17 protein-coding genes, 1 tRNA gene and 1 pseudogene are annotated in these 21,718 nt (G+C 52.8%); 14 read left to right on the top strand and 5 right to left on the bottom strand.

Annotation, left to right across the window (positions count from 1 at the left end; genetic code table 11):
* The first annotated feature begins 635 nt into the window (after nucleotides 1–635).
* From EDC54_RS02740 to EDC54_RS02730, 3 genes are all read left to right on the top strand, one after another.
* Complete coding sequence (locus EDC54_RS02740) at nucleotides 636–1,949, top strand: CitMHS family transporter (RefSeq protein ID WP_132453640.1); 1,314 nt, start codon at nucleotides 636–638, stop codon at nucleotides 1,947–1,949.
* A gap of 111 nt (nucleotides 1,950–2,060) precedes the next feature.
* Complete coding sequence (locus EDC54_RS02735; RefSeq protein WP_132452970.1) at nucleotides 2,061–2,954, top strand: GntR family transcriptional regulator; 894 nt, start codon at nucleotides 2,061–2,063, stop codon at nucleotides 2,952–2,954.
* A 613-nt stretch (nucleotides 2,955–3,567) separates the two neighbouring features.
* Nucleotides 3,568–4,875 (top strand): dicarboxylate/amino acid:cation symporter, encoded by a 1,308-nt coding sequence (locus EDC54_RS02730; RefSeq protein ID WP_132452968.1) that lies wholly within the window; start codon nucleotides 3,568–3,570, stop codon nucleotides 4,873–4,875.
* Between the two features lie 95 nt (nucleotides 4,876–4,970).
* Here the strand turns inward: EDC54_RS02730 and hypT are convergent, their stop codons facing one another.
* Entirely contained in the window at nucleotides 4,971–5,870 is a 900-nt protein-coding gene (gene hypT / locus EDC54_RS02725) for a hypochlorite stress DNA-binding transcriptional regulator HypT (RefSeq protein WP_132452966.1), read from the bottom strand.
* Between the two features lie 203 nt (nucleotides 5,871–6,073).
* Between hypT and cuyB the strand changes: the two genes are divergently transcribed.
* On the top strand, nucleotides 6,074–6,790 hold the full coding sequence (gene cuyB / locus EDC54_RS02720; RefSeq protein WP_132452964.1) for a cysteate racemase: 717 nt from the start codon (nucleotides 6,074–6,076) through the stop codon (nucleotides 6,788–6,790).
* Nucleotides 6,791–6,942: 152 nt separating this feature from the next.
* Here the strand turns inward: cuyB and EDC54_RS02715 are convergent, their stop codons facing one another.
* Nucleotides 6,943–7,758 carry a MetQ/NlpA family lipoprotein gene (locus EDC54_RS02715; protein WP_380895363.1) on the bottom strand — a complete coding sequence of 272 codons (816 nt, stop codon included), beginning with the start codon at nucleotides 7,756–7,758 and terminating at the stop codon, nucleotides 6,943–6,945.
* Nucleotides 7,759–7,985: 227 nt separating this feature from the next.
* Here EDC54_RS02715 and EDC54_RS02710 point away from each other — a divergent pair, with 227 nt between their 5' ends.
* The 8 genes and pseudogenes from EDC54_RS02710 to EDC54_RS02675 all read left to right on the top strand — a co-directional run.
* Nucleotides 7,986–8,615 (top strand): response regulator transcription factor, encoded by a 630-nt coding sequence (locus tag EDC54_RS02710; protein ID WP_132453638.1) that lies wholly within the window; start codon nucleotides 7,986–7,988, stop codon nucleotides 8,613–8,615.
* Between the two features lie 3 nt (nucleotides 8,616–8,618).
* Entirely contained in the window at nucleotides 8,619–10,196 is a 1,578-nt protein-coding gene (locus EDC54_RS02705) for an MASE1 domain-containing sensor histidine kinase (RefSeq protein WP_132452960.1), read from the top strand.
* A gap of 89 nt (nucleotides 10,197–10,285) precedes the next feature.
* A complete protein-coding gene (gene uhpC / locus EDC54_RS02700) occupies nucleotides 10,286–11,611 on the top strand; it encodes an MFS transporter family glucose-6-phosphate receptor UhpC (RefSeq protein ID WP_132452958.1) in 1,326 nt (441 codons plus the stop codon).
* A 301-nt stretch (nucleotides 11,612–11,912) separates the two neighbouring features.
* The gene (locus tag EDC54_RS02695; RefSeq protein WP_132452956.1) at nucleotides 11,913–12,947 is read left to right on the top strand and encodes an ABC transporter substrate-binding protein; all 1,035 of its coding nucleotides are present in this window, start codon (nucleotides 11,913–11,915) and stop codon (nucleotides 12,945–12,947) included.
* Nucleotides 12,948–13,119: 172 nt separating this feature from the next.
* The gene (locus EDC54_RS02690) at nucleotides 13,120–15,198 is read left to right on the top strand and encodes an ABC transporter permease (RefSeq protein ID WP_132452954.1); all 2,079 of its coding nucleotides are present in this window, start codon (nucleotides 13,120–13,122) and stop codon (nucleotides 15,196–15,198) included.
* Between the two features lie 5 nt (nucleotides 15,199–15,203).
* Nucleotides 15,204–16,262, top strand: coding sequence for a ferric ABC transporter ATP-binding protein (gene fbpC / locus EDC54_RS02685; RefSeq protein ID WP_196238430.1), 1,059 nt, complete (start codon nucleotides 15,204–15,206; stop codon nucleotides 16,260–16,262).
* A 224-nt stretch (nucleotides 16,263–16,486) separates the two neighbouring features.
* Nucleotides 16,487–16,562, top strand: a tRNA-Asn gene (locus tag EDC54_RS02680).
* Between the two features lie 174 nt (nucleotides 16,563–16,736).
* Nucleotides 16,737–16,933 (top strand): annotated as a pseudogene (locus EDC54_RS02675) (Arm DNA-binding domain-containing protein); the annotation flags it as partial.
* Nucleotides 16,934–17,016: 83 nt separating this feature from the next.
* On the opposite strand, the gene EDC54_RS02670 reads toward EDC54_RS02675, so the two are convergent.
* Together EDC54_RS02670 and EDC54_RS02665 are read right to left on the bottom strand one after the other, a co-directional pair.
* Complete coding sequence (locus EDC54_RS02670) at nucleotides 17,017–17,976, bottom strand: quinone oxidoreductase family protein (RefSeq protein WP_132452950.1); 960 nt, start codon at nucleotides 17,974–17,976, stop codon at nucleotides 17,017–17,019.
* Nucleotides 17,977–18,125: 149 nt separating this feature from the next.
* Nucleotides 18,126–18,515, bottom strand: a complete 390-nt coding sequence (locus tag EDC54_RS02665; protein ID WP_132452948.1) for a RidA family protein — start codon at nucleotides 18,513–18,515, stop codon at nucleotides 18,126–18,128.
* 141 nt (nucleotides 18,516–18,656) lie between these two features.
* Between EDC54_RS02665 and EDC54_RS02660 the strand changes: the two genes are divergently transcribed.
* On the top strand, nucleotides 18,657–19,577 hold the full coding sequence (locus tag EDC54_RS02660) for a LysR family transcriptional regulator (RefSeq protein WP_132453636.1): 921 nt from the start codon (nucleotides 18,657–18,659) through the stop codon (nucleotides 19,575–19,577).
* A gap of 325 nt (nucleotides 19,578–19,902) precedes the next feature.
* On the opposite strand, the gene EDC54_RS02655 is transcribed toward EDC54_RS02660, so the two are convergent.
* Nucleotides 19,903–20,793, bottom strand: a complete 891-nt coding sequence (locus EDC54_RS02655) for an AraC family transcriptional regulator (RefSeq protein WP_132452946.1) — start codon at nucleotides 20,791–20,793, stop codon at nucleotides 19,903–19,905.
* Between the two features lie 165 nt (nucleotides 20,794–20,958).
* Between EDC54_RS02655 and EDC54_RS02650 the strand changes: the two genes are divergently transcribed.
* Nucleotides 20,959–21,714 (top strand): SDR family NAD(P)-dependent oxidoreductase, encoded by a 756-nt coding sequence (locus EDC54_RS02650; protein ID WP_132452944.1) that lies wholly within the window; start codon nucleotides 20,959–20,961, stop codon nucleotides 21,712–21,714.
* Nucleotides 21,715–21,718 lie beyond the last annotated feature (4 nt).

Here is a 21,718-nt window from a genome sequence, read left to right as displayed (position 1 = left end):
TAGGTGGGCTGTGCCCGACGGAAGATTTTATTTCCGCTCTACTTGTAAACAAGTATTAATAAAAACGGCAAAATTCCCATAACTTGATAATAATTTTCTACGCCGCCATGCATTTTTTACATCACCGTTTATCTTTTAAAATTTTCCTACTGGTTATCGTCGTCTCAACGGCAAATTGTTTTTTCTTCCAAAAAAGCGCAATTTGCGTTTCATTTTACAATGATTTAATTTGTTTTTAACAAAACAATCACCTGAAAACCATGATCAATCAGCCAAAGATTTGCAGATAAACCACAGATAAACAATCGTTTATCATCGGACGACAGGGATAAAAGGCATATTATCATCGCTCGCATAGAGGCCATTTATGTTACCGATCATCGCAACCCCGCACTTTCCTCATTATCGGGTATTTATTATTCGTTTTGACCCCGGCGGCTGATGACGTCCTTTCATTTATTCATTTCCTGAACGTCACCAACATCAGGAAATAACGCTATTCAACGCCTTTCTCTATTCCGTGACGCAAAACGGCATGATCCCCGCCTCCTCAATTCACTCAGGAAGAGGACAGCGGTACAACGCTCGCAATAGCGCGAGAAATAAAAGCAAGAAATGAAAACAGGAGGTTAATGGTGCTTACAATTCTCGGTTTCTCCATGGTCATCTGCTTTATGTACCTCATCATGACCAAACGGATGTCCGCACTCATCGCGTTGATCCTCGTGCCGACACTCTTCGCGCTGGCGGCAGGTTTTTATCAGGGGCTGGGCGCCATGATGCTGGAGGGCATCAAAACGCTGGCCCCGACCGGCGTCATGCTCACCTTCTCCATACTTTATTTCGGTATCATGATCGATACGGGACTGTTTGACCCACTGGTGCGGTTCATTCTCCGTCTGGTCAAAGGCGACCCCCTGAAAGTGCTGGTCGGAACCGCCATTCTGACGCTGATGGTGGCGCTGGATGGCGACAGCACGACCACGTATATGATTGCCATCGCCGCATTCTTGCCGCTTTATCAACGCCTGGGCATGAGCGTGCTGGGGTTGACCTGTCTGGTGAATATCGCCAGCGGGGTGATGAATCTTTCTCCCTGGGACGGCCCTACGGCACGTGCCGCCGCCGCACTCCGGGTCGACGCGCTGGACGTTTTCCTCCCCATGCTGCCCGCGATTATTTTAGCCAGCCTGACGCTGGTCGGCGTCGCCGTTTATCTCGGCCTACAGGAACGTAAACGATTGGGGATTATTGATATCAGTGATTTTCAGAACGCCGCGATCAACCTCGGTAACGGCAGCGACGAAGAGAGTGACACCAACCGACGCCCTAACATGTTCTGGCCGAATTTTATTCTGACCACCCTGCTCCTGGTGTTCCTGGTGATGGGTACTCTGCCTATTCAGGTGCTGTTTATGCTCGGCTTCGCCATTGCCGTCATGCTTAACTACCCCAAGCTGGAAGAGCAAAAAGCGCGGATCGGCTCACATGCCGCTAACGTATTGGCCGTCACCTCGCTCATTTTCGCCGCTGGGATTTTCACCGGGATCCTATCCGGCACCGGCATGGTGGAAGCCATGGCGAAAAGCCTGTTGCAGGTGATCCCGGAGAGCCTCGGCCCCTATCTGGCGGTGTTTACCGCGCTCATTAGCCTGCCGTTCACTTTCCTGATGTCCAATGATGCATTCTATTTCGGAATCTTACCCGTTATTGCGCAGACGGCGGTCAACTATGGTATTACGCCAGAGGAGATTGCTCGCGCGTCAATTATCGGACAACCGTTTCACCTGCTTAGCCCGCTGGTCCCCTCACTCTACCTGCTGGTCAGTTTGGCAAAGGTAGACATTGGCGATCACCAGCGCTTCGCCATGAAATGGGCGATTGTTGTCAGCCTGTCGCTGATGGTTGGCGGAATTCTTTTCGGCGCGTTTCCGTTCTATCACCGGTAAATCGGGTTTGCTCCGGTGAAACCGGAGCAAACGCCACGGCCAGCATCTTCTATACATGACCTGAAAATTAAGACGCGACCGCAGTACCCTATATGACATAGCAGGATAGCCATGACGTTAACCCCGTTACAGACAAGGATTGTCAGGCAAATTGTCGCCTATATCCGCCGCGAGCAGCTACCTCGCGGCGCTCACCTGATCGAATCCTCATTGGCGCAGGTGTTGAACGCGTCACGCACGCCGGTCAAGGCCGCGCTGCGGTATCTGACGGAAAAAGGGATGCTGAATTATCACCGCAATCGGGGATTTTATCTTGAGCGCCATGCCGACGAGTTAAGCCAGTTGGTCACAGAACTGGCCGCCAGTAGCGAGGAACCGCTTTATCAGAAGATTGTCGATATGCGCCTTGCCCGTCTGCTGCCGGCGCAGTTTTCAGAAGTGGAGTTGATGCGGGAATGTCAGGTTTCTCGCGCGGTACTGCGTAACGTTCTGACGCGCATTCAGCAGGAAGGCTGGCTGGAATTTCGCACCGGTCAGGGCTGGAGAACCACGCCGATTATTGATTCCGTCGCCGCTTATGAGGAAAGTTTTACCTATCGTCTTCTGATCGAACCCGCCAGCCTGCTATCGCCGCAGTTTCATATCGAGCCGCAAATCCTCAACGCCTGCCGTAAACAACAGGAAGCGATTCTCAACGGCGGTTATCGGACAATGACCCCTCATGAAATGTTCGATGCCAATACGCATTTTCATGAAACGCTGCTCGCCTGTAGCGGTAACCGCTTTGCCCACGCCAGTTTGCAGCGGATCAATCAGTTACGGCGTCTGGTGGAATACCGACAAAGCAGTCTGGGGTTTCATCCCAAGCGGCTGGAACAGATTACAGAACACCTGACGATCATTGACGCTTTACAGCGGGGAGAGATGGCAACCGCAGCAGACAGGATGAGGAAGCATCTTGAGAAAGCACGTCACGACAAAGTGAGCATCGATCTGTTTCGTTGAAATCATCAACAATACGGTTTTAAATAACCCTCATCACCGTATTACGCCCCTGTTCTTTCAAATCGCAACCTGTTGATTAAAAATTGCGCTTTTTACATGCCACATATCATAGATAAACAAACAAAGTCTCAGTTAAAATAATTTAAAAAATAATGTAAATGAAAAACAAAGTGGTTATCATCATTTCGTTGATTATTTTTATCTGACTTTTAACCTGCGGGGAATAGGTTTTATTGATATCCCGCCCCTGATCATTAGTAATACTAATCCAACACGTTTCGCAGGCATCCATCCGCATAGAAAAACACCATAACTTATTGTTTAATAAAAACTATTAAACAATTTCCGTTTGATGCGCGTCCCACTGACATATCCCCGTTTGTCATTAAACCCGATGAAAGTATGCATGTTTTGCATGATAAAGGTCACAATTACATAACCTTCCGCAGAAAAAAAATGTAAAACACAAGAATCGTTGTAATATCGGCGAGCAGACACAACACCCCAATGAAAAATCAGGACGAGGATGAGTGCGTTTCGGGAAACGCATCGGCCATCGTACGACAATAATAATATTGTGTTGTCTGAATCAATTCATCAACATGAGGTTTATATGCAAAGGCAGAAATTACTTATACAGATAGTTTTCGCTATCGTCTTGGGGATATTAATCGGATGGGCGTGCCACCAATACCTTGATGGTGGTCGGGCAAAGGAAGTGGCGTCTTATTTCAATATGGTCACCGATATCTTCCTGCGATTGATTAAGATGATCATCGCGCCGTTAGTCTTTGCTACGCTGGTTTCCGGTTTGGCGAGTATGGGCGGAAACACCTCGGCCGTTGGTCGTATCGGTATGAAAGCGATGATCTGGTTTGTCAGCGCATCGTTCATTTCTCTGCTTATCGGTATGCTCTTCGCGAACCTGTTCCAACCGGGTTCAGGCATGAATCTCGATATCCCGGCACAGCAGGTGGCGACAGGCCTGAATACCGACGGGTTTACGCTTAAGAGCTTCATCAGCCATATCTTCCCGAAAAGTATCACAGAAGCGATGGCGAACAATGAAATCCTGCAAATTCTGGTGTTTTCCCTGTTCTTCGGTTCCGCGCTTGCCTATGTAAAAGGCAAAAACAAGCACGCGACCACGATGATTGCGATGATCGAGGAGCTGACCAAAGTGATGTTCCGCGTGACCGACTATGTGATGGCGCTGGCGCCTATTGCCGTTTTTGCCGCAATCGCTTCCGCCATTGCGACACAAGGGCTGGGGTTGCTTTACGACTTCGGTAAACTCATCGGTGAGTTCTACCTCGGTCTGGCCGTGCTGTGGGGCGTGCTGTTTCTGGTTGGCTACCTGTTCCTGGGCAAAGCCATCGTTACGCTGGCGAAGTTGATCCGTGAACCCACCATACTGGCGTTCGCTACCGCGAGCAGCGAATCCGCCTACCCGAAAACCATGGAAGCGTTGGCCAAATTCGGCGTGCCGAAAAAAGTCACCAGCTTTGTGCTGCCGCTCGGTTATTCGTTCAACCTTGACGGCTCCATGATGTATCAGTCTTTTGCGATTCTGTTCATCGCGCAGGCTTACAATATCGATCTGAGCATCACCCAGCAAATCCTGATTCTGTTGACGCTGATGCTCACCAGTAAAGGGATGGCGGGCGTCGCGCGTGCCTCTATCGTCGTGGTGGCAGCAACACTACCGATGTTCAGCCTGCCGGAAGCGGGTATCTTGTTGATTATCGGTATCGACCAGTTCCTGGACATGGGGCGCACTGCCACTAACGTCATCGGCAACAGCATCTCTACCGCCGTGGTGGCCAGTCTGGAAAAGGACATCCACGATGATGATGAAGAAGAGGTAGCCGACGATGTCGTCGCCTATAAAGAACCTCAGCAGGCCACGCACAATAGCTGATGCGAGGCAATGCACATAGCGGCCTGCGGGCCGCTATTTTTTTATCTGCCTCGTCGTACAATCCCCCCCGTCGTACATCCCACATCTTGCAACGCTTACAAGCCGGACGTCGATGAGAGCCCTTTCATATAGCGCCAGAACTTTTCAGAAGCCATGTTCAGCCGCGCATCAAGCCGATACAGATAGACCCCCATGCGGATCACGGCATGTTCCATACTCAGGATCGTCAGCTCTTTGTTTTTCAGCTCTTCCTGAATGGAGTAGTCCGGCAGCCAGGCGATCCCATAGCCTTTCTTCGTCATACGTTTGAGCAAGTCGCTCATGGAAGAGACGAAGTTGACGGTAAACTTATCGCTATCGACGCCGGACAGATAACGACTCACCTGCCGACCCATGTAGCTGGTTTCGGTATAGTTGAGTAACGGCACGGAGGACGCGCTCACGTCAAACAGCGGCTTTCCCTTGCTGTCACACGCGCACACCGGATAAAGCCGGGATTCCAGGATCTTTTCATGCATAAAGGGCTCCGCCATCAGTTCCTCGTTGTAAAACGAGAAAATGAAATCGCTACGCCCTTCTTTTAAGTTCAGTACCGCTTCATCCACATCGATAGATTCAACATAGAAAATCTTTTCCTGCGGTTCCGGGACAGCCTTTAACAGCTCCGGCATGATAAATACCGATAACGAATGTGCCGCCGCAATGGTGATTTTATTTTTATAATGATTTCCCCCCTGCAACTTATTGAGCTGATACTCCAGATCGTCCAGCGTATTACGGACATAAACGTGGAATACACGCCCTTGTTCGGTTAATTGCAGCGGCTGGGCGCTACGGTCGAAAATATCAAACCCGACGGCGGCTTCCAGCGCCTGAATTCGACGGCTGAATGATGACTGAGAAATATTCCGTTTCTCAGCGGCGAGGGTAAAACTGCGGTGTTCTTCCAGCGCAATAAAATCATAGAGCCATTTGGTTTCGATATTATTCAACATCACTCCTCACTAAACGCTCAGCGCCCTGTTTCGTTATTACATCACCCATGCAGCCGCATCACGCCATCCCGACAAACCCAATAAAAGCATAGAGATGGCAGTAGCTATGCAGATCATACATAGCAGATGGGAATTTAGCAATTCACATTGCCCGGTAGTGTGCGATTATTCTTTTAATTTCATAATGCTACAGGGTTAACAGCATGAACAGTCTCGTGGGAATTCTTGGCGGCATGGGGCCGGGCGCTACCGTTGATGCAATGCAAAAATTGATCAAAAACACGCCGGCGTACCGGGATCAGGATCACATTCCGATGATTGCGGTATCGATTCCTGATATCCCTGACAGAACGCAATGCATTCTTCAACACAGCGCATCACCGCTGAAGAAAATGCTGCAATACATGAAAATTCTCGAAAATGCAGGCGCTGAGTGCATCATTATTCCGTGCAATACGGCGCATTACTGGTTTAATGAATTAAAACAGCAGTGCAGTGTGGAAATGATCAGTATTATCGATGTGACCTGTCAGGCCATTCGGGAAGCAAAAACGACACGCGTCGGCTTATTAGCAACAACGGCAACGGTCAAGGCAAGAATATATCAGGACAATTTAGCGGCGGATCATATTCATTGCGACATCCCGGATGAGGCGGACCAACAACAGGTAATGGAAAGTATCTACGCTTATAAATCCGGTGATATAACCGGAGCCCATCGCTTATTATCACCGGTAAAAGATCGTCTGTTGCAAGCGGGCGTAACAAAAATTATTTTGGGTTGCACCGAGCTCCCCCTGATTCTGGAAAAAGAAGCGAAAACCTCGCCGCAGCACTATATTGATGCGACGGAAGCGTTAATTAAGAAAACGGTCGAATGGTATTTTACGCACAGTCCGAAAAAACCTATCGCCGCTTAAGTACGCTTAACGTTTCAATGAATATATTTCAATAAAGATGCCACTCGGCATTACCTATTCGCCGAGTGGCATAGAAAGGTAGACTCAGCCGTCCATTTAGCCGCAGGCGATTTACTCGCCACGGCAGCTACATAGCCATCAAATTACTATTACTACCATCCTTTCACCGCACCGCCATTAAAAATACGATCAGCCGCCTGTTCAACCTCGTCAGACTGATAGGATTTGATGAATTTTTTCACATTCTCCGCGTCTTTATTCTCTTCGCGGGTCACAATGATATTCACATAGGGGGATTCTTTATCTTCAATAAAAATACCGTCATGCGTTGGCGTTAGGCCCGTTTGCTGAATATATGTCGTGCTAATAACCGCTACGGTCACTTTCGGATCGTCTAACAAACGCGGTAATTGCGCGCCTTCGACTTCGATAATACGCAGGTTGTGCGGATTAGTGGTGATATCCAGCACCGTCGGTAATAAACCCGTCCCGGGTTTCAGGGTGATTAATCCGGTTTTTTCCAGCAATAATAGCGCGCGTCCCAGATTGGTGGGATCGAAAGGAATCGCAACCGTGTCGCCCTCTTTCAGTTCGCTGATATTTTTTATCTTTTTCGAATAACCCGCCATCGGGAAAACGAAAGTATTTCCTACCGCCACCAGCTTGTAACCGTGTTCGCGATTTTGCTGTTCCAGAAAAGGACGATGCTGAAATACGTTCGCGTCCAGTTCGCTTTTATCCGTCGCCTCGTTCGGCAATAGCGAACCGCTAAAGCCAACCAGCTCAACATCCAGACCATATTTTTCTTTTGCCACTTTCTTCGCAACGTCGGCGACATCCTGCTCCGCGCCGTTAATCACACCGACTTTAATGCGGTTGGCAGAATGATCTGTGTTATCGCACGCGGTCAACGCCATCGTCGCCGTAACCATTCCCGCCACCAGCGCTATACGCCATTTCTTCATCACTCTGATTCTCTGATATCGTGAATATATCGATTAAGAAAAAAACAGTATGTCTCTCGATTCATCGAGTCCAATAACTCCGCGTTCTATCAATATGCAATTCCCCCTGTGATCAATAAATATAACGGTATATTGTTAAGCCGATTCCATTTTACTTATCTGCTGTTGCTCGCCCCACGATTCCCGCTCATGATGACACTTTAATGACATTGGATTCACACGGCGAAACCATGATTAATGTGGCTTTAGTTGACGATCACATCGTTGTACGGTCTGGCTTTGCACAGCTTCTGGCATTAGAAAACGACATTCAGGTCGTTGGGCAATATGCCACGGCGACGCAGGCGTGGTCACATTTACTCAAACAGCCCATTGACGTTGCCGTGATTGATATCGCCATGCCGGACGAAAGCGGGCTGTCCTTATTAACCCGTCTGCGCCAGCAGCGTCCCGATTTTCGCGCCATTATTCTGAGCATCTATGACACCACCGCATTTGTACAAAGCGCGCTGGATGCAGGCGCTGGCGGGTATCTCACGAAACGCTGTGGCCCGGAAGAGTTAGTGCAAGCGGTTCGCGTGGTCAGCAGCGGGGGGCTTTACCTGTGTGCCGACGCGCTGCACGCCATCCGCAATCAACAGCAGCCGCCCAAGGCGCTGCTGGCGCTGACGCCACGCGAGCGGGAAATTTTCAGCCTGTTGATCAACGGAATGAGTGTGAAAAGCATCGCTGAACAGCTTGATCTCAGCCATAAAACCGTTCACGTCCACCGCGCGAATATTCTCAGTAAATTGCAGTGCGAATCCACAGTAGAGCTGGTGCATTTCGCGCTGCAACACCAACTGCTGACGGGGCAATAGCACATGCGACGGCTGCACGCTATCGGCATGACGCTGTTTCTGGCCTTTTTCTACAGCCTGACCTGGCTGGCGCTGTGGACCATCAGTTTCTACTTGAGCAACAACGGTCAGCATGCGACGCTGCTGTTGCCGCAGGGGCTGCGGTTGGCGTTGATGATTTTGCTGCCGCGCAAATACTGGCCGACGTTATTGCTTGCGGAGATCGCCCTCCAGAGCTGGCTTATCAGCGAGCAGCTTATGACGCGCTCGCTGCTGCTGATTTCCCCGTTCCTCAGCCTGATACCGGCCATCGCCGCCCATAAAATCTGGCATCGTTATACGCTTTATTGGCAACGGCTCATTTTGTTGCTGGCAACGCTGACGCTCAACACGATTCTGCACGGTATCGCCATCGGCCCCTGGCTACCCTCGCCGATAACGCAGACGCTGCTGGCCACCTTCACCGGCGGCGTCCTGCTGATCCCGTTCATTTATCTGTTGTACGAATACATCAAGCAGCAGCACTTACAGACCTTGCTGGCGCAGGCGATCCCCGATCCGCCGCTGCGTACCTCTCTGCTGATCTGGTGTTCGCTGTTTTTTTCCATCGGTGTTTGCCTGCAAATGGCGTTCACACCCGAGATGGAGCGCCTGCTGCTGATCTTCGTTTTTTTGCCCAACGTGGTGATGGCGTATAAATTCGGCTGGCAAGGCGGTGTGCTTTCCGCCGTGCTCGGCAGCCTGATGATCACCGCTACCCGCCAGGTAAACGGCGCGTTCAACGATCTGCGCGAACTGGAGCTGTTTATCTCTACACAGGCGCTGCTCGGCATCGGACTGGGGATCGCCATCAGCCGCCAGCAACAGCTGGCGCAACGGCTCCAGCGCTATCGTCAGCAGTTAGAGCAGGAGCTCAAAACCCGGCGGCGACTTATGGCACGCATCATCCATACCGAAGAGGCCGTGCGCAAAGATATCGCGCGCGAACTGCACGATGATATCGGTCAAAACATTACCGCCATTCAGATTCAGGCAATGCTGGTGAAACACAGCGCGCCCACCGATGCGGCGCAGCAGGCCGCCGGACAAATCAGCGAGCTGTCGCGGCGCATCCATCACACCACCCGCCAGCTCCTGCGCCAGTTGCGTCCGCCGGTACTCAATGAAATGGAGTTGGACAAAGCGCTGCATCATCTGGCGGGTGAATTCGCTTTCACCGCGCGCGGTATCCAGTTCCAACTGGATTATCAACTTCCCACACCGCCTCAGGATGACGTGGTGATTTTCACTCTGTATCGACTGGTGCAGGAGTTGCTGAACAATATCAACAAACACGCCAGCGCCACGCAGATCACCGTTCGTCTTTCCCAACAGGATGACCTGATTACGCTTGAGGTCATTGATAACGGCATCGGCATTGCGCAAAAAGACAGAGACAATCCGGCAGGCGGCGGTTTCGGCCTGCGGGGCATTGAGGAGCGCGTACAGGCGTTGGGCGGTCACTGGCTGGTGAAGGCCGCCACCCGTGCAGACGACGATGCGCCGCGCGGAACGCACATCATTGTTAACCTGCCCACAAAATTTAAACAAAAAGACGATTAGCTAAGAATTATTCCTAGTCGCCTAAAACCTTGTCTCATCCTTTTTGCCCGGCCTCCCCCTATTCTTCTCTTAACGCGACGGAGAATCCCATGCAGGCACCCATGTTTCCAACGGGACAGCTTTCACCCACACAAATCAGCCAGCGCTATCGCTACTGGCGGCCTCGGCTGCTGATTTCCATGGTCATCGGCTACGCCACGTTTTACCTGACGCGCAAAAGCGTCAACTTCGTGATGCCGGTGATGCAGTTGGAGTTGGGATTAAGTAAAGGCGATATCGGTCTGTTGGGGACGCTGTTTTACCTCTGTTACGGCGCATCCAAGTTTATTTCCGGCATGGTGTGCGATCGCAGTCAGGTGCGTTGGTTTATGGGCGTCGGGCTGATGATAACCGGCTTGCTGAACATTCTGTTCATATACTGCCAGTCGCTCACGGGGTTGCTGATTGTCTGGGCGCTGAACGGGTTCTTTCAGGGCTGGGGGTGGCCCCCCTGCGCCAGACTGCTGAGCAGTTGGTATTCGCGCAATGAGCGCGGCCTCTGGTGGGGATGCTGGAATACGTCGATCAATATCGGCGGCGCAGCGGTCCCGCTGCTCGCGGGCTATCTGGCCTCCGAATGGGGATGGCAGGCGGCGCTGCTGGTACCGGGCATTATCGGCATTGTTATCGGGCTGTGGCTGTGCCGGCAACTGTGCGACAAACCGCAACAACAGGGGTTGCCAAGCGTCGGGCAGTGGCGACGCGATGCGCTGGAGATTCGTCAGGAGCAGCAGAGTCCGCCGATGCCGATGCGTCAGATTCTGCGCGATGCGATTCTGCGTAACCGCACCCTCTGGCTGCTCGGGTTCTCCTACATTCTGGTGTACCTGATCCGTATCGCACTGAATGACTGGGGGAACATCTGGCTGTCGGAGAGCCACGGCTTCAACCTGCTCAGCGCGAACGCCACGCTGTCGCTGTTTGAACTGGGGGGATTGCTGGGAGCGCTGTTTGCCGGCTGGGGCTCGGACCTGCTGTTTCGCGGCCAGCGCGCGCCGATGATTTTACTGTTTGCCCTCGGGTTGTTTTTAACCATGACCGCGCTGTGGCTGGCGCCGATCCACCACTATTCGCTGCTCGCGGCCTGTTTTTTCAGTATCGGTTTTTTTGTTTTTGGGCCACAGATGTTGATTGGTCTGGCTGCGACGGAATACAGCCATAAGGATGCCGCCGCCACGGTGACAGGTTTTCTGGCGTTGTTTGCCTATCTGGGGGCGGCGTTGGCGGGCTGGCCGCTGGCACAGGTGCTGCAACACTACGGATGGTCGGGATTTTTTACTCTTCTGGCGTTGGCTTCAGCCTGCATCGGACTGTTATTGATGCCGCTGCTGATGGCAGGCGTCAACCGCCGGGAACGTTTGAAGACATCACCATAGCGATAACAATCGATAACTCTACCCTAAATAATTCGAGTTTCAGGACAAAACGTTAGCGTTTTGAACAACGCCAAGCGTTGGCCCGCTAGGGCGAGGCTCATTTATGCGCCTCGTAATGCGGCAAGCGAGGGACAAATTTGTCGGGAACGAATTTGACCAGCCAGCGGCTGGCCTTCGGTGAGAGACAGGATGTCTCTCATTTCATCCCGATGAGCTTACTCAAGTAAGTGATTCGGGTGAGTGAACGCAGCCAACGCACATGCAACTTGAAGTATGACGGGAATATACTAAGGAAAACATCATGAAATTGAATACCTTAACGACCCTCATCGCCGCTGGACTGACCGTTGCCGCAGTGACCACCACCACCGCGCGCGCTGAAGGTCGTCTCGTCATTTACTGTAGCGCCACCAATGCCTTCTGTGAGGAAGAAGCCAAAGCCTTCGGTGAAAAATACAACGTGAAAACCTCCTTTATCCGCAACGGTTCCGGCAGCACGCTGGCAAAAGTCGACGCGGAGAAGAAAAATCCGCAGGCCGATGTCTGGTACGGCGGTACGCTGGATCCGCAATCTCAGGCGGGCGAAATGGATCTGCTGGAACCCTATCAGTCTAAGAATCTAGAGCAGATCATGCCGCAGTTCCGCGACCCAGCGAAACGTAAAGGTAACTACTCGTCAGCGGTTTACCTCGGCATTCTTGGCTTCGGCGTCAACACCGACCGCCTGAAAGAGAAAAATCTGCCGGTTCCGCAATGTTGGAAAGATCTGACTAACCCTATCTATAAAGGCGAGATCCAGATTGCCGACCCTCAAAGCTCCGGTACAGCTTACACCGCGCTGGCAACCTTCTCCCAGCTTTGGGGCGAAGATCAGGCCTTTGATTATCTGAAGAAACTGAACGCCAACGTGTCGCAGTACACCAAGTCCGGCATCGCCCCGGCACGCAACGCCGCACGAGGGGAAACCGCCATCGGCATCGGCTTCCTGCATGACTATTCGCTGGAAAAAGAAAAAGGCGCGCCGCTGACGCTGGTCTCCCCGTGTGAAGGCACCGGTTACGAAATCGGCGGCGTCAGCATCCTGAAAGGCGCGCGCAACATGGATAACGCCAGACTGTTCGTTGACTGGGCGCTGTCGAAAGAAGCGCAGGAACTCTCCTGGAAGAAAGGCCAGTCCTACCAGATCCTGACCAACACCACTGCCGAAGCGTCCCCGCTGTCGCTGAAGTTGCAGGATCTGAAGCTGATCAACTACGACATGGATAAATACGGCGCGGCAGACGTGCGTAAAGCGCTGATTTCCAAGTGGGTTAACGAAGTGAAAATGGGGAAATAATCGCCGTCATTACCCTAGATTCACTCGGGAACACGGCGGAAAAGCGCATGGGGATGTCGCTTAACGCCGTGTTCCCAGCATCGCTGCCTGACCATGGCTCACGATGAGTCTCCATTCCATATCGGCGGCGATTCAATCTCATAAAACAACATTGCATGTACCAGGGAACCCTATGTCACACACACGAACGCTTTCACCCACGCCTGAGCGGGATCCTGTTTTCCTGTGGCTGGCGCTGATTGCGGCAACATTTTTGCTGCTGCCAGCGTGGAGCCTGGATTACGGCCTGTTTGATGCCTCACACGATGAACTGCTGGCGGCCTACAGCTGGTCGAACCTGAATATCAGCCTGCTTTGGTTCCTGTTCCCATTGGGGCTGCTGGCGCGTCCGCTGTTTACGCCCGGCCGGAAACAGCGTAGTCGCCACCGTTTTGATGCCATTTACGCCCTGTTCTGCGCCCTCTTTGTGGTCATCAGTGCCACGGTAGAAGGGCGCGGAATGGGCTATGGCACTATCGTGCTGTTTATCGCGCTGAGCGCGATTATTACGCTGGCGCTCTCTAGGCTGGACTGGTTGGGTGGCGATCGCTTCGTCATCGGCTCGCTCATCAGCATCATCGCGCTGATTGGCGTGTTTATTCTTTATCCCAGCATTGCCATCTTTATCCCGATGTTCACCAACGACAGCGGTGAATTCGCGCCGCTGGCCTTTATGCAGGTTCTGGGTCAGACGCACATTTTACGGGTGATCTGGAACTCCTTCCTGCTGTCGGTCGCCGTCGGTATCGGCTGTACGTTCTTCGGCATGGTGCTGGCGATCTACACGTCGCGCATCGCCCGTCGCTCCGCAATTATTGGCCGCATTTTCTCCATACTACCGATCGTTACGCCGCCGTTTGTGGTTGGGTTAGGCGTGACGCTGATGATGGGCCGCTCCGGTTATGTCACAGAACTGATGGTGGATTGGTTCGGCCTGACGAACACCAACTGGCTGTATGGGTTTACTGGTATCTGGCTGGCGCAGGTGCTCGCCTTCACGCCCATGTCGTTTATGATCCTGGAAGGCGCGATGAAGACCATTCATCCGTCGCTGGAAGAAGCCTCATACACGCTGCGTGCCAACCGCTATCAGACCTTTCAGCGGATTTTCCTGCCCTTGCTGAAACCGGCGCTGGCCAACTCGTTTCTGATCGTGATCGTCCAGTCGTTGGCCGATTTCAGCAACCCGCTGGTGCTGGGCGGCAACTTCGACGTGCTCGCCACCCAGATTTACTTCTACATCACCGGAGCGCAGCTGGATTACCAGTCGGCCAGCACGCTCGGCGTTGTTTTGCTGCTGTTCTCGCTGGCGGTGTTCTGCGTGCAATATCTGTGGATCGGTAAACGCTCTTACGTCACGATTTCCGGTAAATCCTACCGCGGCGACGTGCAGCCGCTGCCTGTTTCGCTGGTGTGGATCGTCAGCATTCTGCTCTATGTCTGGATTGCCTTTAACGTTCTACTCTACGGCAGCATTTTCTACGGCAGCTTCACCGTTAACTGGGGCGTGGATTACACCCTGACGCTGGCGAACTTCAGCAAGCTGTTCGGACAAGGCTTTAGCGACGGCGCCTGGCCTTCCCTGCTGGATACGCTGCTGTTCGCGGGCATCGCCGCGCCGATTACGGCCCTGTTCGGGCTGCTTATCGCCTACATCGTGGTGCGCCAGCAGTTCTACGGCAAGAAAGCCATCGAGTTCACCACCATGTTGTGCTTTGCCGTACCGGGCACCGTTGCCGGTGTGTCTTACATTCTGGCCTTTAACAGCGCGCCGGTTTACTTAACAGGAACGGCGGCGATCGTCATCATCTCGATGGTGATGCGCAACGTGCCGGTCGGCATTCGCGCGGGTATCGCCGGGCTGGGGCAGTTGGATAAATCGCTGGACGAGGCGTCGCTCAGCCTGAGGGCAGGGTCGATGCGCACGGTGTTCTATATTTTGCTCCCGCTGCTGCGTCCTGCCATTCTGTCCGCGCTGATTTACAGTTTTGTGCGCGCCATTACCACCGTCAGCGCCATCATCTTTCTGGTCACCCCAGATACCCGCGTCGCCACGTCTTATATTCTCAACCGCGTGGAAGATGGCGAATACGGTATGGCGATTGCCTACGGTTCCATCCTGATTGTGGTCATGCTGGCCATTATTTTCCTGTTCGATTATCTGGTCGGCGAAGCGCGGGTTTCCCGCTCAAAAGCCAAGAATAGTGACTAAGCGGAGTGATTACCTTGAATACAGAAAAAAACTTTGTTGAACTGAAGCACGTCACTAAACGTTTCGGCAACAACACCGTCATTGACGATTTGAATCTGGCGATCCCACAGGGGAAAATGGTCACGCTGCTGGGGCCGTCTGGCTGTGGCAAAACCACGGTGCTCCGACTGGTCGCCGGGCTGGAAAAACCTACCGAGGGTCAGATTTTCATCGACGGCGAAGACGTCACGGACCGTTCCATTCAACAGCGCGATATCTGCATGGTGTTCCAGTCTTACGCCCTCTTCCCCCATATGTCGCTGGGAGAAAACATCGGTTACGGGCTGAAAATGCTCGGTCGCCCGAAGGCGGAAATCCATCAGCGGGTAAAAGAAGCGCTGGCGCTGGTCGATCTGGAAGGGTTTGAAGATCGCTACGTCGACCAGATTTCCGGCGGGCAGCAACAGCGTGTCGCTCTGGCGCGCGCGCTGATCCTCAAACCTAAAGTCCTGCTGTTCGATGAGCCGTTGAGTAACCTCGATGCCAACCTGCGCCGTAGTATGCGTGAGAAAATTCGCGAGCTTCAGCAGCAGTTCAACATCACCTCGCTGTACGTCACGCACGACCAGAGCGAAGCCTTTGCGGTGTCCGACATGGTTCTGGTGATGAACAAAGGCAAAATCATGCAGTTAGGCGCACCGCAGGCGCTCTACCGCCAGCCGGCTTCCCGCTTCATGGCCAGTTTTATGGGGGACGCCAATATCTTCCCCGCCACCTTCACCGCCGAGAGCGTGAACATCTATGGCTACCTCATTCCGCGTCCCGACGGGTTTGCCGCCGGGTTAAACGAATCCACCGTCGGAATTCGCCCGGAAGCCATCACGCTCAGCCATCAGGGTGAGGAAAGCCAGCGCTGCACCATCACACAGGTCGCCTACATGGGGCCACAATATGAAGTGCAGGTGGACTGGCACGGGCAGTCGCTGCTGTTGCAGGTTAACGCTACCCAGCTTCAGCCGAATCCGGGTGACAGTTACTACCTGCAAATCCACCCTTACGGCATGTTTGTGCTGTCCGAGCGGTAAATTCTGCCAACGGATCCGTTTATATCGGGAGCGTTTGCTCCCGGTTCTACTTTCGGGATGCGGTCATTGTTGCCACGCAATGAAAACAGAAGACACGAACAACCGTCGATCATTGCCAAAAATATCGGCAAATTGCACATTCTCTCACCGAACGGTGTGATTTAGTGGTTTCCGCCTTTGACATACGTAGCACGCGCCGTTATCATGCGCCCCGTTCACACGATTCCTCTGTAGTTCAGTCGGTAGAACGGCGGACTGTTAATCCGTATGTCACTGGTTCGAGTCCAGTCAGAGGAGCCAGATTTAGAAAATCCCGCTTAAGGAAGCTTAAGCGGGATTTTTGCTTTTCATCCTTTTATTGAATAATTTCAGGAACAAAGCGTTCCCGATACATTTTCAGTGTCCCCTCCGCATCGGGAGAATTTGGTGGTCAGATTTGGGGTCAGGTGGGTTCGATGACGGAGTGACCCCCAAATGTCTCTTAACGACTCAAAAATCCGCAACTTAAAATCATCCGCAAAGCCCTTCAAAGTTTCTGATTCTCACGGCCTGTACCTTTTGGTCAATCCAGGCGGTTCACGTCTCTGGTATCTCAAATATCGCATCAAAGAAAAGAATCACGCCTCGGCTTAGGTGCCTACCCTGATGTCTCTCTGGCCGACGCCCGCCAGCATTGCTGTAGTCCCCCCTGAACTTAGCCTTAACACCAGAACCAAGTAATTAGTCCAGCGCACTCATAGTGGTCAAACGCGCCTCATGGCTTCATAACGATGCGGCCAAGCGGTTTCGCTGTCTCGGCGAATTCGTGGGCCACGGCAGCGTTAGCCAGGGGGAAGATGCGGTCAATGACAACCCTGATGCGCCCTGCTGCTACAGCCTGCAATATGTCGTCCACACTTGCCCGAACTCCGGGCCTTTCAAAAAGGGGTCCCATGAATACCCCCATGAGTGTCTGGTTAGACTGCATTGGCGGCCACAAGTCGACAGTCAGACTGCCACCGCCCGCATTACCGACGAAGACGAGACGTCCTTCCGGAGCAAGTGCAGAAAGCGAAGCAGGCAACGTCGTCCCCACCGGATCGATGACGAGGTCAACACCGGTGCCATGGGTGTACTGTCGGACACTGTCCACGACGTTATTCTCTGCACGATCCACGACATGATCGGCACCAAGTTCAAGCAACCGGCTTCTTCGCTGCGTTCCGCTTGCCACGGCGATGACCGTTGCGCCTGCTTGCGAGGCAAGTTGAACAGCCGCGAGCCCCACGCCACCAGCCGCTGCCTGAATAAGGACGGTTTCTCCGTGCCGGAGCATGCCTCGTGTGAAAAGGCAATGATGCGCGGTTCCAAAAGAAATCGGTAACACCGCCGCTTCTGCCGTATCCACCCCATCTGGTATAAGCCAGGTTCGTTCCGCGGGCACAGCCCAAAGCTCCGCATGTGATCCCTGCATGTTAAAAGCAGCGACTCTGTCCCCAACCGTACGGCTACGGACTTTCGATCCGACTGCAACAACTGTGCCCGCGGCCGCGTAGCCGACGACCCATGAAGGAAGAGGCGGCGGAGTTGAACGGCGGTTGATCAGATCTCCACCTTCAATCGAGATAGCCTCGACAGAAATCAGGATGTCGTCAGGCCCTATGACCGGATCTGGGATATCGACATATTTCAGAACACCGGGAGCGCCTTCCACGTCATAAACCGCTGCTTTCATAAATTTTCCTCTGTCTCATCAGTAAATCCAGACCAGTCTGGCAAACCATCCCGATCCGGCATATAGCACGTCAGAAATCTCTCTGTTGCCTCTACAGGCAGCGCGGGCTGCCCTGTTGAGTTTTCGACTGGCGAAAAGACCCGTAACGCTTAGGGCAGCCTGGCAATCACCTTAATCTCAAACTTGAATCCGTAAAGCCACGTCACGCCGATCCCGGTCAATGTAGGGTAAGGCGCTTCCCCCCAATATTCTGGCAAGATACTCCAGATAGCGTCGAGGTTTGACTCGGGATCGACGACAAAGAGGGTTACATCAACCACGTCATCAAATGTGCAGCCCGCAGCCGCGAGAACAGCATTAAGATTATCGAATGCCAGCCTGACCTGCGCTTTTAGATCGTGCTCAGGCGAACCATCCTCGCGGCTACCAACCTGCCCCGAAACAAACAAGAAGCCGTTAGATTTGATGGCCGGTGAATACCGATTGCGCTCATAGAGCGCCTGCCGGCCGGAGGGAAAAACTGCTTCGCGTATCGTCATGTTTGCACCTTTGCAATGGGGCGAAATCTGCCCAATGAACATAAAGACACTTTACAGGTGCGAGATCGGATGGATAAACAAGCGACTTTGTTCATCATTGTTTGTAAAATCCAAACAATCGGTGAAAAGAGAGGAGAAGGAATGGATCGTTTCGATGCGATGCGCGCCTTTGCTCGCGTGGTGGAGGCAGGTAGCTTCACAAAGGCTGCCCAAACGCTTCATATGAGCAAAACCACGGTGACGCAACTCATTCAGCAGCTGGAAGCGCGCCTACGCGTGAAGTTGCTCCATCGCACCACCCGCAAGCTCGGTGTGACTCCCGATGGCGCGGTCTACTACGAACGCGTCATCCGCCTGCTGGCGGACATGGAGGATGCTGAAAACAGCCTGTCCAGTGCGGCGATTACGCCCAGGGGACGGCTACGGATGGATGTGCCCAGTCCGCTGGCCCGCCTCGTCCTGGTGCCGGCGCTACCGGCTTTCCACGCACGCTACCCTGATATCCAGTTCGACATGGGCGTGAGCGACCGGGTGGTGGATCTGATCGGCGACAACGTGGATTGCGTTCTGCGCGGTGGCGAAATCAACGACCAGTCCCTGATCGCACGCCATGTCGGCGATTTGCAAATCGGCGTCTACGTCGCCCCCAGTTATGTGGAACGCCTTGGCGCCCCTGCGCACCCGCGAGAGCTGGAAAACACCGACCATCGCATAGTGGGATTCTTGTCCTCACGCACCGGTAAGATTGATCCTCTGGTACTGCGCAGTGAGAGTGAACATATTGAAATCAAGAGCAGCTATGTGCTCGCTGTGGATGATGGTAATGCTTACCTCGAAGCTGGGTTAGCCGGGTTAGGCGTGATAGCGCTGCCAATCTATATGGCGGCAGCACATCAGGCAAGTGGCGCCTTAATTCCGTTATTTGAACAATGGCGTATTAAGCCAATGCCCTTGCACCTGGCGTTTCCGCCGAACCGCCATGTCAACGCCAAACTGCGAGTGTTTATTGATTGGATCGTTGAATTGATGCAGCAGCTTGCCCCGAATTCCAACAATAAGTAACAGCCCCAGCCCCTGATTGTCTCTTAACGACGCAAAAAGCCGCAAGTTAGTCCCTCTTCATCCGTACTGTTCAGCCAGCTTCAGGGGTTCGGTGCAAAATTCGGGGGCGGGTTGCTGACGGGGTTTTTTGTCGGTTGATACGGATTTGTCATGTTAGCCACCTCTGGCTGAGAGTTTATTCACTAAGTTCCGTGTCCACCATTACTGGGTAAGATCAATTACGAATGAGAAAAACCAAAAGGTCGGGGATTAAGCGCCAACGGAACGAAAGTACGTTAATAGCGTCGACTCATTATTTCATATGATTCCAGATACTATTTCCCTTTCATTCCTGAGGAGAGCTCTCTCGGAGCCGCCTGATATCTCGCCCTGGTGGAATATCAAACATTCGCGCATATTCGCGGGTGAACTGCGATACGCTGCTATAACCAACAGCAGAAGCGGCGTGCATGATACCCACGCCCATGGTCAGCATCTGATTTCTGGCATGAATCAGTCGGAGCTGTTTTTGAAACTGCAGCGGGGTCAGTGTGGTGAGCGACCGGAAATGTTGATGAAATACCGACACACTCATCCCTGCTGCGCTGGCCAGTTCTCTGATTCTTATTGGGCGCATAAAATCTTTCCGCAGTATTGCTATTGCGCGGCTGATTCGCGCTGCGTGACTGTCCACCGCGCCGAGTGCCCGGATGGCTGAACCATGTTCACTCCTGAGCAACCAGTAATGCAGTTCACGTATTAACCCCTTACCAAGAATGTTAATCGCCTCATGCTCTTCAAAGAGCTTTACCAGACGGCATGCGGTATCAGCCACATCGGTCAGAATAGGTTCAACATGGATACTGTTCGAAGAGTGGCTTCTCTCAACCGGCATGGCAGTCTTGAGTTCACGCAGAACCGCAATATCCAGCTCCAGTACCAGTGAATAATAGGGGTAACTGGCACTGGCCTTCGTTATCTGGCTCACTGTCGGGATATCAGCGGATATAACCATCGCTTCTCCGGGGCCGTATTCGAAGCTATCAGAGCCTGTTATGACACGTTTACGCCCCTGTAACAGCATGGCGACCAGCGGCTTTGACACGGCCACCTGCAACTCTCCCGGATGGAGAGTGCGTACGATAGTCAGTCCAGGAACAGGCGTGGCAGCAACACCGTTAAGAGCCGCGCGCGTATCAGCATAGTGACGGCAGAGATTCAACAGTTCGGTATTCATAGCGTTTTTTCAGGCAAGAACGGATACAAGTATTATGACTTTTCTCGCTCCGGGAGGACCATAAAAATATTATCAGGCAAAAAATACCCAATATCAGGCAATGCCGTACTCATTAATTACCTTACTGTATATGCACCGACAAGACAGCAACAGTAAGGACATATCATGAGCAAAATCACTCTCGTAACCGGGGCCAACCGTGGCCTGGGTCGCAATACCGCTATATCCATCGCAGAGCGAGGTGGCGATGTTGTTGTTGCCTACAGAGGTAACGAAGAACAGGCAAAAGAGGTGGTGGCTGAAATCCAGTCTCTGGGACGTAAAGCTGTTGCACTTCAGCTTGACCTGGCGAACAGCGCGAGCTTCCCGACATTTGCTGACATGTTGCGCGCCCAACTTTCAGAAGTCTGGGGCCGCGACACATTCGACCATCTAGTTAATAACGCAGGCCATGGGGAGTTTGCCATGCTGGCAGAGACTACAGAGGCACAGTTTGACGGACTGTTTGATGTACATGTTAAGGGAGTATTTTTCCTGGTGCAGGCGCTTTTGCCGCTATTGGCCAATGGCGGGCGCATCATTAACTTTTCTTCCGGCCTGACCCGCGTTTCCTATCCTGGTTTTTCAGCCTACTCCGCAGCAAAAGCCGCAGTGGAAATGCTGAGTGTCTATATGGCCCGTGAACTGGGTTCACAGGGTATCACTGTCAATACCGTGGCACCCGGTGCGATCGAAACCGATTTTGGTGGCGGGCTTGTGCGGGACAATGCGGATGTGAATGCTCAGTTTGCCGCGATGACTGCTCTCGGGCGTGTCGGCGTTCCCGATGACATAGGCCCGATGGTGGCCAGCCTGTTGCGTGAAGAAAATCGCTGGGTGACGGCGCAGCGCATTGAAGTGTCAGGCGGGCAGACAATCTGATACT

Origin of the sequence: Samsonia erythrinae (assembly GCF_004342665.1) — a bacterium.
GTDB classification, from domain to species: domain Bacteria; phylum Pseudomonadota; class Gammaproteobacteria; order Enterobacterales; family Enterobacteriaceae; genus Samsonia; species Samsonia erythrinae.
Note: the sequence above shows the minus strand (reverse complement) of the source record. Positions and strands in the feature narration are given on the sequence as shown.